Source organism: Gordonia sihwensis NBRC 108236, assembly GCF_000333035.1.
GTDB lineage: Bacteria > Actinomycetota > Actinomycetes > Mycobacteriales > Mycobacteriaceae > Gordonia > Gordonia sihwensis.
Map to the genome: position 1 here is coordinate 15,126 of NZ_BANU01000012.1, position 15,588 is coordinate 30,713.

15 protein-coding genes are annotated in these 15,588 nt (G+C 65.7%); 8 read left to right on the plus strand and 7 right to left on the minus strand.

Going from position 1 to position 15,588, the window contains the following annotated elements:
• The first annotated feature begins 7 nt into the window (after window positions 1-7).
• Genes panD through GSI01S_RS08765 form a run of 3 tightly spaced genes read left to right on the plus strand, consistent with a single transcriptional unit; the run spans window position 8 to window position 1,724 of the window.
• Window positions 8-433 (plus strand): aspartate 1-decarboxylase, encoded by a 426-nt coding sequence (gene panD, locus GSI01S_RS08755; protein WP_006896180.1) that lies wholly within the window; start codon window positions 8-10, stop codon window positions 431-433.
• 14 nt (window positions 434-447) lie between these two features.
• On the plus strand, window positions 448-1,254 hold the full coding sequence (locus GSI01S_RS08760) for a type III pantothenate kinase (protein ID WP_006896181.1): 807 nt from the start codon (window positions 448-450) through the stop codon (window positions 1,252-1,254).
• Complete coding sequence (locus tag GSI01S_RS08765; protein ID WP_006896182.1) at window positions 1,251-1,724, plus strand: MaoC/PaaZ C-terminal domain-containing protein; 474 nt, start codon at window positions 1,251-1,253, stop codon at window positions 1,722-1,724. The genes GSI01S_RS08760 and GSI01S_RS08765 overlap by 4 nt, the downstream gene beginning before the upstream one ends.
• A 26-nt stretch (window positions 1,725-1,750) precedes the next feature.
• On the opposite strand, the gene GSI01S_RS08770 is transcribed toward GSI01S_RS08765, so the two are convergent.
• The 4 genes from GSI01S_RS08770 to GSI01S_RS08785 form a co-directional block, all read right to left on the minus strand.
• Window positions 1,751-2,338, minus strand: a complete 588-nt coding sequence (locus tag GSI01S_RS08770; protein ID WP_006896183.1) for a TetR/AcrR family transcriptional regulator — start codon at window positions 2,336-2,338, stop codon at window positions 1,751-1,753.
• Between the two features lie 112 nt (window positions 2,339-2,450).
• The gene (locus GSI01S_RS08775; protein WP_006896184.1) at window positions 2,451-2,906 is read right to left on the minus strand and encodes a hypothetical protein; all 456 of its coding nucleotides are present in this window, start codon (window positions 2,904-2,906) and stop codon (window positions 2,451-2,453) included.
• Complete coding sequence (locus tag GSI01S_RS08780; protein ID WP_101841521.1) at window positions 2,881-3,879, minus strand: cytochrome c oxidase assembly protein; 999 nt, start codon at window positions 3,877-3,879, stop codon at window positions 2,881-2,883. The genes GSI01S_RS08775 and GSI01S_RS08780 overlap by 26 nt, the downstream gene beginning before the upstream one ends.
• A 93-nt stretch (window positions 3,880-3,972) precedes the next feature.
• Complete coding sequence (locus tag GSI01S_RS08785; protein WP_006896186.1) at window positions 3,973-4,449, minus strand: PaaI family thioesterase; 477 nt, start codon at window positions 4,447-4,449, stop codon at window positions 3,973-3,975.
• A gap of 114 nt (window positions 4,450-4,563) precedes the next feature.
• Between GSI01S_RS08785 and GSI01S_RS08790 the strand changes: the two genes are divergently transcribed.
• Together GSI01S_RS08790 and GSI01S_RS08795 are read left to right on the plus strand one after the other, a co-directional pair.
• The gene (locus GSI01S_RS08790; RefSeq protein WP_006896187.1) at window positions 4,564-5,190 is read left to right on the plus strand and encodes a TetR/AcrR family transcriptional regulator; all 627 of its coding nucleotides are present in this window, start codon (window positions 4,564-4,566) and stop codon (window positions 5,188-5,190) included.
• An 86-nt stretch (window positions 5,191-5,276) separates the two neighbouring features.
• Entirely contained in the window at window positions 5,277-8,318 is a 3,042-nt protein-coding gene (locus GSI01S_RS08795) for an MMPL/RND family transporter (protein WP_006896188.1), read from the plus strand.
• A gap of 38 nt (window positions 8,319-8,356) precedes the next feature.
• Here GSI01S_RS08795 and GSI01S_RS08800 read toward each other — a convergent pair whose 3' ends face one another.
• Window positions 8,357-9,580: an IS110 family RNA-guided transposase gene (locus GSI01S_RS08800; RefSeq protein ID WP_006896189.1), complete on the minus strand. Its 1,224-nt coding sequence runs from the start codon at window positions 9,578-9,580 to the stop codon at window positions 8,357-8,359.
• Window positions 9,559-11,574, minus strand: a complete 2,016-nt coding sequence (locus tag GSI01S_RS08805; protein WP_233500158.1) for a chloride channel protein — start codon at window positions 11,572-11,574, stop codon at window positions 9,559-9,561. Before GSI01S_RS08805 ends, GSI01S_RS08800 begins: the two co-directional genes overlap by 22 nt.
• Before the next feature lie 56 nt (window positions 11,575-11,630).
• Between GSI01S_RS08805 and GSI01S_RS08810 the strand changes: the two genes are divergently transcribed.
• On the plus strand, window positions 11,631-12,128 hold the full coding sequence (locus GSI01S_RS08810) for a MarR family transcriptional regulator (protein WP_006896191.1): 498 nt from the start codon (window positions 11,631-11,633) through the stop codon (window positions 12,126-12,128).
• A gap of 32 nt (window positions 12,129-12,160) precedes the next feature.
• Here the strand turns inward: GSI01S_RS08810 and GSI01S_RS08815 are convergent, their stop codons facing one another.
• On the minus strand, window positions 12,161-13,831 hold the full coding sequence (locus GSI01S_RS08815; RefSeq protein ID WP_006896193.1) for a TIGR03767 family metallophosphoesterase: 1,671 nt from the start codon (window positions 13,829-13,831) through the stop codon (window positions 12,161-12,163).
• A gap of 205 nt (window positions 13,832-14,036) precedes the next feature.
• Between GSI01S_RS08815 and GSI01S_RS08820 the strand changes: the two genes are divergently transcribed.
• Together GSI01S_RS08820 and GSI01S_RS08825 are read left to right on the plus strand one after the other, a co-directional pair.
• Window positions 14,037-14,936 (plus strand): putative endonuclease domain-containing protein, encoded by a 900-nt coding sequence (locus tag GSI01S_RS08820; protein WP_157225323.1) that lies wholly within the window; start codon window positions 14,037-14,039, stop codon window positions 14,934-14,936.
• A 225-nt stretch (window positions 14,937-15,161) separates the two neighbouring features.
• Window positions 15,162-15,575 carry a hypothetical protein gene (locus GSI01S_RS08825; protein ID WP_006896195.1) on the plus strand — a complete coding sequence of 138 codons (414 nt, stop codon included), beginning with the start codon at window positions 15,162-15,164 and terminating at the stop codon, window positions 15,573-15,575.
• The last annotated feature ends 13 nt before the right edge of the window (window positions 15,576-15,588 follow it).

A 15,588-nucleotide genomic window follows, 5' to 3' on the forward strand; every position in this document is an offset into this window, starting at 1 on the left:
GGACACTATGTTCCGCACCATGATGAAGTCGAAGATCCATCGCGCGACCGTCACCCAGGCCGACCTGCACTACGTCGGCTCGGTGACCATCGACGCCGATCTGCTCGACGCTGCGGACCTGATGGAGGGCGAGCAGGTGTGCATCGTCGACATCGACAACGGCAACCGGCTCGAGACCTATGTGATCGCCGGCGAGCGCGGCAGCGGCGTCATCGGGATCAATGGTGCCGCAGCGCACCTGGTCCATCCCGGTGACCTGGTGATCATCATCGCCTACGGCATCATGAACGAAGCCGAGCTCGCCGAGTACGCGCCGCACGTGGTCTTCGTTGACGCCGACAACCGCCCGGTCACCTTGGGCGACGATCCCGCCGACGTTCCGGAGGGCTCCGGGCTGAAGGACCCGCGCCGGCTCGCGACTGCCGCGGTCTGAGGCCGGCGGACCCCGTGCTCCTCACCGTCACCGTCGGGAACACGAACATCCATCTCGGGGTGTTCGCGGGTTCCGGCGACCACGCGGAACTGATCCGCGACTGGCGGATCCACACGCAGCCGCACATGACTGCCGACGAGTTCGCCTTGCAGCTGCGCGGGCTCCTCGGGCCCGACATCGAGCAGGTGACGGGCGTGGCCGGTCTGTCGACCGTGCCGTCGCTGCTGCGTGAGATGCGGGAGATGCTGCCGCGATACTTCGGGCGCGGTCCGCATGTGCTGCTCGAACCGGGGGTCCGCACCGGTGTGCCGCTGCTGGTCGACAACCCGAAGGAGGTCGGGACCGACCGCGTGGCCCACAGTCTGGCCGCGCACGAGAACTATCCGGGCGGACCGTGCATCGTGGTCGCCTTCGGCACCGCGACCGTGGTGGACGCGGTCTCGGCCAAGGGCGAGTTCCTCGGCGGGGTCATCGCCCCGGGCGTCGACCTCTCCGTCGAAGCGCTCAGCGAGCACACCGTCACCGTCCGCAAAGTAGAGCTGATGCCGCCGCGCAGCGTCATCGGGAAGAACACCGTCGAGGCGTTGCAGTCGGGCATCATCTACGGCTTCGCGGGTCAGGTCGACGGTCTGGTGGAACGCATCCGGCGCGACGTGCCGGGTTTCGACGGCCCCGACGTGACCGTTGTGGCGACCGGATTCATGGCGCCGCTGATGGTGGGCGAGTGTCGCACCATCGCCGAACATCACCCGTACCTCGCGCTCGACGGACTGCGGCGCGTCCACGAGCGCAGCCGCCGCATCGGAAGGGGGCGGGCATGACCGCTGAGACCGGCAGCCGGACCGTCGCGTACGGTCGCGACATCGAGGTCGGGCGGGTCTATCGGCTCGGGGAGTACACCCTCACCGCCGACGACCTGGTCGACTTCGCGCAGCGCTGGGATCCCCAGGGATTTCATGTGGACGAGGACATCGCCGCCTCGAGCCCCTACGGCGGCCTGATCGCCAGCGGTGTGCAGAGTTTCGCGATCATGCAACGCCTGAGTGTCCTGGCCGTCTACGACCACTGGGCGGTGATCGCGGGCAAGGAGATCCGCGACGTCGCCTTTCTCCGGCCCGTGCGTCCCGGCGACGTGCTGACCGGGACACTCACCGTCACCGGCGTCACCTTCGACGACCGCGACCGGGCATTGGTCGAGGTCGACACCGAGCTGACGGTGGAGGGGAAGCCGGTCCTGCGCACGCACTCGGCGTCCTATCTCCACGCGCGTCCGCCGGCACCCGCCGACTGAACTCTCCGCCGCCCGGCGTACGGGCCTCAGTTTCGGGCGTCGACCGTGAGCGCGGGCTTCGCGTCGTCGGCCGGACCGTCGACCAGTTGGCCCCACATCGCGTCGACCATCGGCTGCAGGAACAGTTGTCCGACGTTGCGGACCATCATGGCCACGGTCTGTTCCGCGACGCTGCGCCGCGTCGAGGCCAGTCCGGCGTCGCGCATCTTGCTCACCTCGTCGCGTGCGAGTTCGGTCAGTTGGCGCAGCAGCGTCGTAGGGCTGTTCGGGTCGAGGAGAACGCGGCGCATGTAGCCGACGACGACCGGATTGTCGTTGAGCATCGCGCGTACGGCGGCGTCTCGTGCCGCAGCCACTTCCGCCGGCGTGCCGTCGTTCGGCACGCTTGCGATCGCCGCGCGGTGGTATTCGACGATCAGTTCTTCGACGGCCCGCCGCAGACCGTCTTTGGTCTTGAAATGGTGTTGGACCAGTCCGACGGTGACTCCGGCGGCAGCGGCCACGGCTCGCATCGACACCCGCTCCTCGCCGTGCTCGGCGTACAGATCGAGTGCCGCGTTGCGGATCTTGGCCTTCGCAGTCAGGTCCGCTTCGCCCGCCCTGGGATCGCTCATCGTCTCCTCCTCGTCCGCCGCAGATTCTACGATGCCGACGCGTCGTCGTTACATCTGCAATGCGTACGGTACGAACGTATAGCAGAGCGCGGGGGAGGCAGCGCTGATCGGCCTACTCGACGGCCATGGTGGTCAGGTGCTCGTACTGAGCGCGGGCGTCGGCCGGCGTGGCGGACGGCAGAGTGACGACGATGTTCTCCACGAGGAACGTGTCGGGGTGGGTCTGGTGATAGGTGGTGGCCTCGCGCGTGGTGCTGAACTGCATCACCGTGACCTGGTCCGTTGCGGCGGCAGCCTGACAATGGGCCTCGCCGCAGGCGGTCGCGGTCGTGTCGTGGTCGTTCGAGACCTGCAGACCCCCGCGACGGTAGGTGTCGATGATGGATTGGGGCGACGCGTCGTTCAGGATCGCGGCCTCGTTGGGCGGTGGCGGCGGGGCGTCGTCGTGTCGCTCGGTGCCGCCGCTGGAGCAGCCGGCGAGCAGCGGCAATGCGCACAGCGTGAGGCATGCGTACCGCAGCCGGGTTCCGCCGGCCGGGCGGTCAGCGGCGATGTGGTCGATCGTCATGGACGGACTCCTCTGATTGGTGGTGTGGCCGTGGCATGTGGTGCAGTGCGGCGAGCCTGGCGTTGTAGGCGTCCAGAGCGGCGGCGTCGTCGTCGAGCGCGGCGGTGTTCGCGCCGATGGTCGCGCGGGCGCGGACTCCGTCGAGCCAGCCGCCGAAGCTCGACTCCCTCGTCGCCACCCATTCGCGGGCGATGACCAGGATGAGGACCATCATCAGTCCGTCTCCCGCGACCCACATGATCGCTCCGGCCGCGGTCTGGTCGGCCAGCGCGGTAGGTCCCCAGTCGGGGCGCGATCGGCTGTACGCGGGGGCGATGATGTGCGGCGACATCATCAATGTCACTCCGACGATCGCGTCGGGGACCATGCACGCGATGATCGTGGCGGCGCGCAGCGGGAAGACCAGGTGGCGGCCGACGTACTCGTTGCCGAGCAGAGGAAGCAGAAGCAGATAGCCGGTGACGAGGTAGAGGACTGTCTCGGCGTGATGGATCCACATGTGCTGGGCCATGGCCTGCTGAAATCCGGTCAGGTGGGTGGTCACGAGCACGGCCGCGTACAGCGGGACGGTCACAGCCGGCCTAGTGAGCAATTGGAACGGCGTACTGGACACCGCTGACGTGACTGCCGTCCGTGTTCTCGCCGAACTCGAGCGGATCAGCCGGATCGGTGCCGCGGCGACCAGCAGCGCCGGAATGACGGTGATCAACAGCAGATGCACGATCATGTGCGCCCAGAACAGGTTGCCCGAGTACGTGGCCAGCGGGCTGTTCAGCGCGACGATCGTTGTGGCGACCGCGGCGAACCACCACAGCAGGCAGGATCGCGGCCATGGCCGTCCGCCGCGCAGTCGGACCAGGACGCACAGAACATATGCCGCGGTCAGCACCGCGATCAGCGCTGTGGCCACGGGGGTCGCGGTCCAGACCGTCAGGACCTGGGGCCAGGCCGGGGGAGGCGCCGCCGTTCTCATGTCTGCGCCGGGGATCTCAATGCGGGTGCGCAAGGATGGGCCAGCTGGTGGATGCGGGGCGACTCTTCTGCTTGGTGGCGTGCCTGGCGGTCGCTAGTCGGCCTGAAAGAATCTGGTGATGAGGTCTGCTGTGGCGCCCCAGTCTCCGTGACGAAGAAAATGACTCAAGTCGACCTTTACGAAGACCGCTTCTGCGGCGAAATAGGTTGTGTCGCCGACAGTACCGTTGGCTTCGATGAAGAGCGCGCGGTCGGTTTCGTCGACGAGGGAGGCGGTGATGTGCACGGGGGTGTGCAGTGGGACCGGGCGTCGATACTCCACGGTGAGGGTTCGGGTGACTGCGGGTGTCTCGGCGATCCACAGGGTGAAACCCATGATGTCATCGCATGCCGCTGAGATGGCTCCGCCGTGGGCGAGTCCCGGGGCTCCTGAGTGGCGCTCGTCGAATTGCAGGTCGGCGTAGACGTGGTCGCCGTGCAGGTGTACCTCGAGGTGCAGGCCATTGGGGTTGTCTTCGCCGCATCCCATGCACCATGGTGCGTGTGCTGGTAGTGGTTTGTCGCCCCTCATAAGTGACCTTTCTGAGCCTTCAATCGGTACCGCCACTGGCAGTTTCGCTCTGTTACCGACGGTATTGTTGTGCAGTCAGGGGTTCGTGATTTTGGCTATATAGGGAGTGGCCAGGTGGAAACCATCGATTCCGACGATGTTGACCCGAGGCGGGTTCGGTCGCGTCAGCGTTTGTTGGATGCTGCGGTGACCTTGCTGAACAGTGGCGGGGTCGAAGCCGTTACCGTGGAGGCGGTCACTCGACTGTCTCGTGTTGCTCGCACCACCTTGTATCGTCACTTCGAGAGCTCCACAGATCTGGTGGCGGCTGCCTTCGAGCGATTGTTGCCTCAGGCCGAGACCCCCGAGACGACGACGTCGATCCGTGATGACCTGCTGAAGCTGATGCAGCGGCAGGCTGAGCTTATTGAGCAGGCACCGCTGCAGTTGACGACGCTGGCATGGTTGGCAATGCTTCCCGAGCAGCCCCGGCAATCCGGGCAATCCGACGGGGATCAGAACGCGCTCGCGCCACTGCGTCGTCGAGTCGTCGAGCAGTATCGAGAACCATTCGATCGAGTTTTGACGAGTGACGTGGCCACGGCGGAGCTCGGCGACCTCGATTTGACCATGGCAGTCACTCAACTGGCGGGCCCCCTTGTCTTTGCCAAGCTCACGGGCATTCGGTCGATGACCGTTGGCGATCTCGAACAGCTTGTCGACGATTTCCTCATGGCCCACCGGCGACACCAAACCTCCTGACCTCCTTCCCCATCTACGGTACTGCTAGTACCGTAACGATACCGTCGGTTTCGTAGACGGGCTGGGTCGAGGGTGAGGTGCTGCGTATGGTGGTCCAACGTCCAAGTGGTGGGCGCTTGGCGGCGCGCCGGTTGGCGGAACGCAGCGAGTACAGCACGACATTGGGGCGGTTGGCACGGTTCACCTTGGCGCACAGATTCCTCGTCATCGGGGCGTGGGTGGCTGTGGGTATCGTCTTGGCGATACTGTTTCCCCAGCTGGAGACGGTGGTGCGGCAGCAGTCTGTTGATCCGATCCCTGCTGGGGTTCCATCGTTTCAAGCACTCGATCAGATGGGTGGTGCGTTCGGTGAGAAGGGCGCCAAGACCACTGTTTTCGTGACCATGGAGAACCCGAACGGGTTCACCGACGTGGCGCGGGAACGCTACGACATGCTCGTTCTGCAGTTGCGCGAAAATTTCGACGATGTGCAGTCAGTGCGGGATTTGCTCTCCGATCCGACGACGGCCGGCCAGGCCTTGAGTGAGGACGGGCAAGCCTGGTACTTGCCTGTCGGGGTCACCGGAACTTTGGGAGGGCCAACGGCCACGCATGCTGTGGAGACCGTGCGCCAAACCGCGCAGCGCGTGTTTGACGGTACGGACACCACTGTCCATGTCACCGGGCCGACGGCCACTTTCAGTGACCAGATCGTCAGTGCTGAAAGCGATTTAGTCGTGATCACTGTGGCGACGGTGGCGCTTATCGCGATCATTCTGTTGATCGTTTACCGATCGCTGTTCACCGCGCTGGTGCCGTTGTTGGTGATCGGTGTCAGCCTCGGCGTGGGCCGCGGGGTCTTGTCCGCACTCGGCGAACTCGGTATGCCGGTATCGCAGTTCACCGTCGCGTTCATGACCGTCATCCTGCTCGGAGCCGGGGTCGACTACTCAGTCTTTTTCATCAGTCGCTATCACGAACGGCTACGCCAGGACGCTACCACTGAGGTTGCGCTCGTGGACGCGACAGCAACTATCGGACGGGTCATCCTGGCTTCAGCTGCCACGGTGGCGCTGGCCTTTTTGGCGATGGTGTTTGGTCAGCTGAGCGTGTTCTCCACCTTGGGTCCGGCATGCGCGATCGCCATCCTCATCGGATTCCTCGCCACGGTCACCCTGCTACCACCGGTGTTGCTGTGGGCGGCGCGATTCGGCTGGGGCGCACCCAGACGAGATCTGACCCGAAAGTACTGGAATCGCGTCGCCGTGCTCGTCGTGCGGCGTCCTGTGCCTCTGCTGGCACTAACCCTGGTCGGGCTAATCGTGCTTAGCGTCTTCGCGATGGGCATCCAGATCACCTTCGACGATCGTGAGGGGCAGCCCGCGACAACCGACAGCAACGAAGGCTACGCGTTGCTCGACCGTCATTTCCCTCAAGACGTCACTATCACTGAGTTCCTCGTTGTAGATGCACCGATCGATCTCCGTACTGCCAGCGGGCTGGCCGATCTTGAGCAAATGGCCTCACGTGTATCCCAGATCCCCGGAGTGACTCGAGTCATCGGTGTTACCCGTCCCACCGGGGACAAGCTCGAGCAAGCCGAGCTGTCCTGGCAGAACGGTCAGATCGGGGACCGGCTGGCGGGTGCGGTCGACGATGGCCAGAACCGCCGAGGTGACCTCGAACAGCTCCGTACCGGCGCATTCCAACTCGCCGACGGGCTTACTCAGCTCGACACCCAGGTACGCACCAACTTGGCCCCCCTGGCCGGCATCCTCGATCAGGCAAGCACAGCAGGGCAGCAAATTCAGCAGTACCAGCCGATACTCCGCCAACTCGCCGCATCTGCACCAGCGCTCGATCGCGCTTCTCAGAATGCCCCACAGCTGGCCGCGCTCACCCGCCAAACATCTGCAGCCCTGGCAACAGTGACCTCGATCCTGCCCATCCTCGATAATGCGCCCTGGTGCACCCAAGTCCCGCAGTGCGCAGCTCTGCGCGCGCAGACCCGCAATCTCGACGCCCTACTGAGCAACGGGACCCTCGACCAGATCGCCACGCTGTCAACACAACTCGCGCAGCTGGATACACCGATCTCAACAGTCACCGACCAACTCACTTCCACCGTCAACTCACTGGGCTCCACGCTGGGAAGCATCAGCAGCCAAGACCTTCCCGGCAAGCTCACCCAACTGCAAACAGGTATCAGTCAACTCGCGGCGGGATCACGCCAACTCGCCGCCGGTGTATCCGCGCTGATCGACAGCAACCTTCAACAACTCGCCGGGATGGCCGCGCTAGCCACACAACTACAAACCTCCGCCCGCGAGACCGCCGGAACAAACTCAGCAACCGGCTTCTACCTCCCACCTCAGGCCAACGCAGACCGCCGTTTCGTCGACGTCGCTCGCCAGTTCGTCTCGCCCGACGGCCATACCGTGCGCTACGCAATACAAACCAGCTTCGACCCCTACAGCACCGAGGCCATGCAACTGGCCGACACAATCACCGATGTCGCACTCGCCGCCAGACCGAACACAACCCTGCAGGACTCCAACATCGCGATAGCCGGGTTCCCCGCCATCAACGCCGATCTGCAACGTCTACTCACCGAAGACTTCCGACTCCTAGCGTTGGCCACCCTCACCATCGTCGGCCTGATCCTGATACTCCTACTCCGAGCACTCATCGCGCCGCTATACCTTCTGGGCACCGTCATACTCAACTACACCGCGGCACTGGGTATCGGTGTCCTGATCTTTCAACACATCCTCAAAACCGATATCGCCTGGCCCGTACCACTACTGGCCTTCATAGTCCTCGTCGCGGTCGGCGCCGACTACAACATGCTTCTTATCTCTCGCCTACGCGAAGAATCCCAAAACAACATCCGCATCGGCGTCCTGAGAACCGTCACCAACACCGGATCAGTCATCACCTCGGCCGGCCTCATCTTCGCTGCCAGCATGTTCGGACTCATGGCCGGATCCATCTCGATCATGACCCAGGTCGGACTCATCATCGGCATCGGCCTGCTGCTCGACACCTTCATCGTCCGCACCATCGTTGTGCCGACCATCGCCACACTTGTCGGCAGAGCAAGCTGGTGGCCGAGTACCCGAACCGACACGCATCCAGTGTCCCGCTAGTACGCACGCACGTGCCGAGATCTGACCGGCCCCGCCAGTCATCCAGCCATCGCGCCCACCTCATCGACTGACACCCGCTCGACGGTCGGCCGCGGCAACCACACCCTACCGTCGCGGATCAGTGCCCAGACCACGTCAACCAGACGTCTAGCGAGAGCGATGAGAGCGTGGACGTGGGAACGCTTCTCGCGTCGTTTGCGCTGGTAGAACTCGCGGGACGGGCCGTCGCGTTGCGAGCTGTTGAGTGCGGCCATGTAGAACACCTTGCGAAGTCCTCTGTGGTAACGCTGGGGTCTACGCAAGGCTCCCCGGCGGTTACCGGAGTCGTGCGGTACCGGAGCAAGACCGGCGTAGGCGGCGAGTCTGGCGGGCGAGCCGAACGAAGTGAGGTCGCCGCCGGTGATCGCGACGAGCTCAGCGCCGCTTCGGGTGCCGATGCCTGGCACGGATTCGAGAATCCGTGCGTGACGGTGGCGGCGGAACACCTCGGTGATCTGCTTATCCAGGTCGGCGATCTGACGGGTCAGCATGACCAACGAGGTAGCCGCGTGTTGCACCAGTAGGGCTGTGGTCGCCTCGCCAGGCAGGGTGACGGTCTGCGCGGCCGCCGCGGCACGGGCTTTGTCGATCATCTTCGGGATCGTGGGTCGGCGGACGCCGTGACTGCGCAGGTGGTCGTAGATCTCGTCGTCAGAGACCGCAGCGATCGCAGATGGCGTGGCGAAGCGGGTGAGGAACGTTAGACCGGTCAGTGTCGAGTAGTCGAAACACCGTTCTAGTGCAGGGAAGATGCGGGTCAGCAGGCCGCGCAGGCGGTTGATGCCTCGCGTACGTTCAGCGACGAGGTCGTTGCGATGTCCGGTCAGCAGGTCGAGTTCGATCGCGACGTCGTCGGGCGCCGAGACGGTGGCGAGATCGCCACGTAGGCGGGCTGTCTGGGCGATCACGACCGCATCGCGGGCATCGGTCTTGCCCTCACCCGCGAACGCACCGGTCATGCTGTGCACGACCCGGCCGGGCACGTAGCGGATCTGCTGGCGCCGCGCAGCCAGCACACCCCTCAGCAGCGCCGATTCCGGTGCGGTCATGTCGATCGCCCACACCACGAATTTCATGTCGGCGACCCGGTCCATGAGCGCTTCGATCGCCGGTTGATCGTTGGGAAGCCGCCGAGACCACAGCACCGTTCCCGCCTCATCGACCGCGGCGGCGTGATGCGCATGCCGACCGACATCAATTCCTACCCAGATCTTTTCGTCCATACTGTCCTTCCGTGTGCGGTTGGCTCGTCAGGGTGGTTTCGCCGGCACACCTTTACACAGCGACAAGTTCGCGAACACATCTCAATCAGCGGCCGAAACGACCCGTCACGGTCCGGGGTGACCTTCCACGCCAAGCCACCAGCGACAACAGGTGATTGTCGAGCCACGCCCCGAACCGCGGACGAACGTCCGAGGCGACCGCCCCGGACGTACTCCAACGTAAAGGGTGATTGTGCCGGGGGTGATGAGGCATGGAGCACGTCCTTATGCGTGAGCCACCCGGCCAGCCGGGCTCCGTCGGCCGAGATCACCGGTACGCCGATGGCGGGGGCGGCGTCCAGCACGGGCATGGCCTGGCCGAGGGGCGCGTCGGCCGTCACGGTCGGGCACGTCGTCACCAGCTCGCGGACGGTGGTCGGACCGTATCCGCGAGTGAGTGCGTCCGCGATGGCCTGCGCGCTGAGGATGCCGCGGTAGACCCCGGAGTCGTCTACGACCGGTACCGCGCCGACCTCTGTCCGTTGGAGGGCCTCGGCTGCCGTTGCCAACGTGGCCGTCTCATGCAGCGTCGCCGGTGGCGAGCTCACGACGTCCGCGACCCGGACGGTCGGAGGGCGGTGACGATGCCCTGAGACGATGTCGACCCCGCGACGGGTCAGTTTGCGCGTGTAGATCGTGTCTTTCGAGAGGAGCTTGCCGACACCGGTGGACACGGCGACGGCGGCCATGAGCGGGAGGATGATCGAGTACTCGCCGGTCAGCTCGAAGATGATGACGACCGCCGTGATCGGAGCCCGGGTGGCTCCGGCCAATGCGCCGGCCATGCCTATCAAGCCGTAGGCCCCCGGTGAGCCGGTCATCGATGGCAGCAGTCCGTGAACGGCCGCGCCCACGGCGGTGCCGCCGACGGCCCCGATGAACAGGGTGGGCGCGAACACTCCGCCGGACCCGCCGATACCGATGGTCAGGCTGGTCGCCAGCATCTTCCCCACCATCAGCGCGATCAGCAATGCCACCGTGTATCGGCCGGCGATGGCGTTCTCCAGCACGGGGTATCCGACGCCGTAGAGCTGCGGAAGCACCCACAGTACGCCGCCGAGCAGGAGCCCGCCGACGGCCGGTCGGAGCCATTGGGGGCCTCGCCACGCCCAGTCGCAGACGTCTTCGATGAGGTAGAGGACCTTCGAGAAGGCGACACCGACGAGCCCGAGAACCGCGCCCGCAACGATGAACAGAAGATATTCCACGCCGCCGTGCGGAGTGAACGAAGGCAGTGTCAGAAACGGACTGTCGCCCAGAAGCGACCGGCCGACGACACTCGCGGTCACACTGGCCAGGACCACTGCGGCGAACGATTCGGCGGCGAAGTCGCGGAGGATCAGTTCCATCGCGAAGAACGGCCCGGCCAGCGGGGCGTTGAACGTCGCCGAGATCCCCGCCGATGCGCCGCATGCGACCAGCAACCGCATGCGAGGAGTGTTCAGTTTCAGCAGTTGCGCCGCCGTCGAGCCCAGTGCGGCGCCGATCTGGACGATCGGTCCCTCACGGCCCACCGACCCTCCGCCGCCGATGCACAGGGCCGACGCCAGTGACTTCACCATCGGGATCCGTGCCGGTATGTGGCCGCCGCGCTCGGCTACCGCGAACATCACTTCCGGCACCCCGTGGCCGCGCGCCTCCGGCGCCAGCCACGACACCAACGGCCCGTAGACGAGCCCGGCGATCACCGGAGTCAACACGACGAACCAGAAGCCCAACGCCGGTACACCGTTGTGCCCGACCCGGCCCTGCGCCGAGAAGTCGGTGTAACCGGTGAACAACATCGTGGCGCCGACGATGAGCCACCGGAATCCGACGGCGGCCACACCGACGGCCACTCCCACCGAGACCGCCACCGGGACGATGCCCGTGGACGACTCGCGCAGCCATGTCGGGAACGGCGTCCGGCGCGGCATGATCGCGCCGTTCGGACTTCCAGAAGTGAACGCAAGCACGATTGCAGTATGCAACAGTTACATCGGCTAATCGATGGGTAGGGTAGTTTTCTCTTGTGACGGCAGCAGCAGGACGCCCCGCGGACGGACATTCGATCAGCGTCGACGACGTGGCCGACGCCGTATTGACCGCCTCGCGTCTTCTGGTCTCGCTATCGGCGAAATCTATTGCTCAAGTGGATGATTCGATCACCATCGCCCAGTTCCGCGTCTTGGTGCTGCTGTCGAACAGTGGCCCGATGAACCTCTCATCGCTGGCGCACAGACTTGCGGTCCAGCCGTCGACCGCATCGCGGATGATCGATCGGCTCTCTCACGCCGGGCTGGTCGAACGGACTCCGAGCGAACAGACGCGGCGCGAACTCATCGTCACGCTGACCTCTCACGGGGCGGCGACGGTGCGGGAGGTCACTGATCGCCGACGTGCCGAGATCGAGCAGGTCATCAGCCGTCTCACCGCGGAGCAGCGGCATGAACTGGTCCGCGCACTCACGGCATTCTCCGAGGTCGGCGGCGAGCCTGCGGTGTCGCGGGCTCAAGACCTCTGGGCTTAGCGATCTCGGAGAAGGTGTTCGGGTTCTCCGGCTCAGTGCAGCGGGTTCGGCAGCAAGAGCTCGCAGTTGCGGTCGTTCGGGGCGCCGAGCAGCGCGTCGTCGCGGTGGATGTCGTTGTACGACAGTTCGCGGTAGAGGCTGGCCAGCCCCGCAGGTGACAGGTCGGACGGGTCGGCGGTGTAGCGGCTGTCGGCTTCGATCAGCGGTGTGAAGATGCTGAGTGTGCCGTCGCGATTGTCGGCGACCTCGATGATCCGGGCCAGCTGCGGGTAGTCGATGTGGCTGGCGGTGTTGATCTCCCAGAAGCTGTTCTTCGGCGTGGCGCCGCGGTGGGCGATCATCTCGTTCCGGTGCGTATGGCCGTTCACCCACGCGATCACGTTGGTGTGCCGGTGGAGCTGCGCGACGAGGTGGTCGCCGCCGTACTGCTGTTCGCCGGGAGTCTCCGGGTTGGGCAGCTTCGCGGTCATCGTCTTGGATGTGTGATGGCTGAACACCATCACGAGCTTGTCGCGGTTGGCGGCGATGGTGCGGTTCATCCAGTCGAGCTGCTTCTGGCTGATCGACCCGTCGGCGATGCCGAGACTGTTCGTCGTGTTGAGTGCGAGTCCGAGGACGTTCTCGGAGATGTCGAATCGGTACCAGGACGGCCCGTCGGGATCGGCGAAACCGTGCCCGAGCGGACCCGCGCCCTTGATCGCGGGGTCGAAGTGCCTGCGGATGAATTCCCGCGGCGAGAACGGCCGTCGGCCGGCGTCGGCCGTCACCGGGATCACGGGGCCGGTGGTGCGCAGTTTCGCGAGCAGCGGACCGAGCGCCGCCGGGTCGGTGCTCAGCGCCCTGCCGATGGCGGCCGCCGTGGGATCGGTGTCGGGGAGGTCGTACTTGACGTTCGAGTGGTACAGCCAGTCGACGATGTTGTTCGGCACGGTGCCGAGCAGCTGATCGTCGTGGTTGCCGAACACCGCGTACCACGGCATGTCGAGGCCTGGGCTGGAGTGCGTCTTGATCGCGGCGTGAAGCAGGCCGGGGATCTGGATGAAGCCGCGGTCCTTGTAGATGTCCCACGAGTCGAGTTCGGGACGGTAGTAGAGCGACGACCCCAGCGCCTGCAGTCCTTCGAATCGGTTCTTCGCCCCCGTGTTCGGGGTGATGGAACCGCCCGACAGGATGTGCTGGAACCAACCGAGCTCCACGATCTCGTGGTTGTCGGTGTTGTCGCCGGTGGAGACGACGCAGTCGAACGACCTTCCGGTGAACGGCCCGCGCGCCAGAGCGTTGATGCGCTTCACCAGCGCGACGGCGCCCTGTGTGCCGAGCGCCTCGTGCGGGCGGAAGGCCGGGGCCTGCACGGGATGGACGTACTCGAACCGCGCGGGGCTCTGCACGTCGGCGATGTGGATGTCGGTGAGCTGGACGAACGAGGCGAGGGCGCTCCGGGCCGTCTCGCGTCCGGGCTTGGCAGCCGCCAGCTCCTGCCGGATGAACAGCGGCCAGCCTTTGCCCGCGACCAGCTGCCGGTAGCCGCCCTTGCGAGCCCGCCCCGGAGCCGCGACCTGCGCGAGGGTGGTACCCGCGGTGTTCGCGGCGGAGGCGGGGTCGGCGTGGACGTGTCCGGCCAGGACACTGCCCGCGGCGACGGCTCCGGCGGTCGCTGCGCTCGCACGCAGGAACTGGCGGCGGGACAAGCGGTTCGACGGCATGGCAGACACTGTAATGCGGAGCACACTCGGATTATGCGTCTGCGACGAATTCGTGTCAGAAGTAGTTGACCGGGCGTTCGCCTTACGCCGTACTTCCTGACCCGAATCGGGTAACGGCGTACGGCACATGGCTTTCGGGTCGCCCGTTGTCCACAGGCGACCCGAACGTCGTCCGTGGCGACCGGGCCCGGCTCACACTCGACGGATGGGGGAATCGGGGGATCGACCACGGGTGGCGCTCACACATCTGCTGGCGAATCAGGAGGGTGTGGTCGCGCGACGACAGGTCCTCGAGTGCGAACTGACGTCCGCGTTCGTCAGGCAACGCTTGCGGAGCTGGGACTGGGTCGCCGCATGCCCCGGTGTCTACGTGACGCACACCGGACCGCCGACTGAGCGGCAACGCCAATGGATCGCGGTGCTGTGGGCGATGCCTGCGGCACTGAGTCACGAGTCGGCGATTCTCGCCGCCTCGTCGTCGACCGCCTCGGGTCCGATCCATGTCGTCGTGGATGCCCGACGACGGCTGTCGAGTCGGCCGGGCGTGGTGGTCCACTACAGCCGTCACCTGGCGGAGCGGGCGCTGATGCACACGCACCCGCCGCGTGTGCGGCCCGAGCACGCGGTACTCGATGTGGCCGGCCGGGCGCGGACCGACTTCGACGCCGTCGCGTGCCTCTCCGGAGCCGTCCAGGCCCGTGCGACGACGGCGGACCGGCTCCTCGCGGCGCTGGCGAGCAGGCAGCGGACGAGCAGGCGGGATTTCCTCGAGCGTGTGCTCTTCGACGTCCGCGACGGCACGTGCTCGGTGCTCGAACACTGCTATCTACGCGATGTGGAACGGGCCCACGGACTGCCGGCGTCGGTGCGGCAGACGCCGACCGGCGTCGGACGACGCGGGTTCCGCGACGTCGAGTATCCGGACTGGCGGTTGATCGTGGAACTCGACGGCCGAGCACACCACGACACCGCGCGCGCTCGTGACAGCGACCTCGAGCGCGACCTGGACGCGATCGCCTATGGCCGTAAGCGGACCATCCGGCTCGGATGGGGGGCAGACGGTCGACCGCCCCTGCCGCACCGCGGCCGGCATCGGCTCGAGTGAGCCTGTGCCGTATTCGATTACCCGATTCAGGTAACGCAATACGGCATAAGCGCAGGCAGCGAATTTAACTCACGACTGCGCCGAGTCTGGTCAACGGCGCGAAGCTGTGGCAAACTCGTCGTCGTGATCAAGAGCTGTCAGGAGTGTTGTCGAGGCTGACACCGCGCTTACGCGGTCGGCCGATTTCGCCAACCCCCGCTCGTTCGATCACAGGATCACCTCTCCATGACTCTCGCATTCTCTGCACCCGTCACCACCTCGTACACCGACGCTCCGCTGTCCCTGCAGGCCGAGGAGTACCTCGCGACGCTCGCCGACGGCGCCGTGGCCGTCGACCTTCGCAGCGCCGTCGCACGATCGGCCGCCGGCGCACTCGTGGGCGCGATGGCGCTCGACGTGGACGACGCCCTCGATCTGCTCTCCCCGGACTCGCCCGATCGCCTGCGCACGGCCACCGTCGACGCGCGGTGGGTGCTGGTGAGCGACGACGGATACGACGCCGAGATGCTGGCATGGCATCTGCAGGCGCGCGGCGTCCTCGGCGCACGGTTCGTGGTCGGCGGGCACGCCGCGCTGCGCGAGCGCGGGATCAACGGTTCCGTCGGCGCTGACGTGCTCGGACTGTTCGATACGCCGTAATGACCCGCTGATT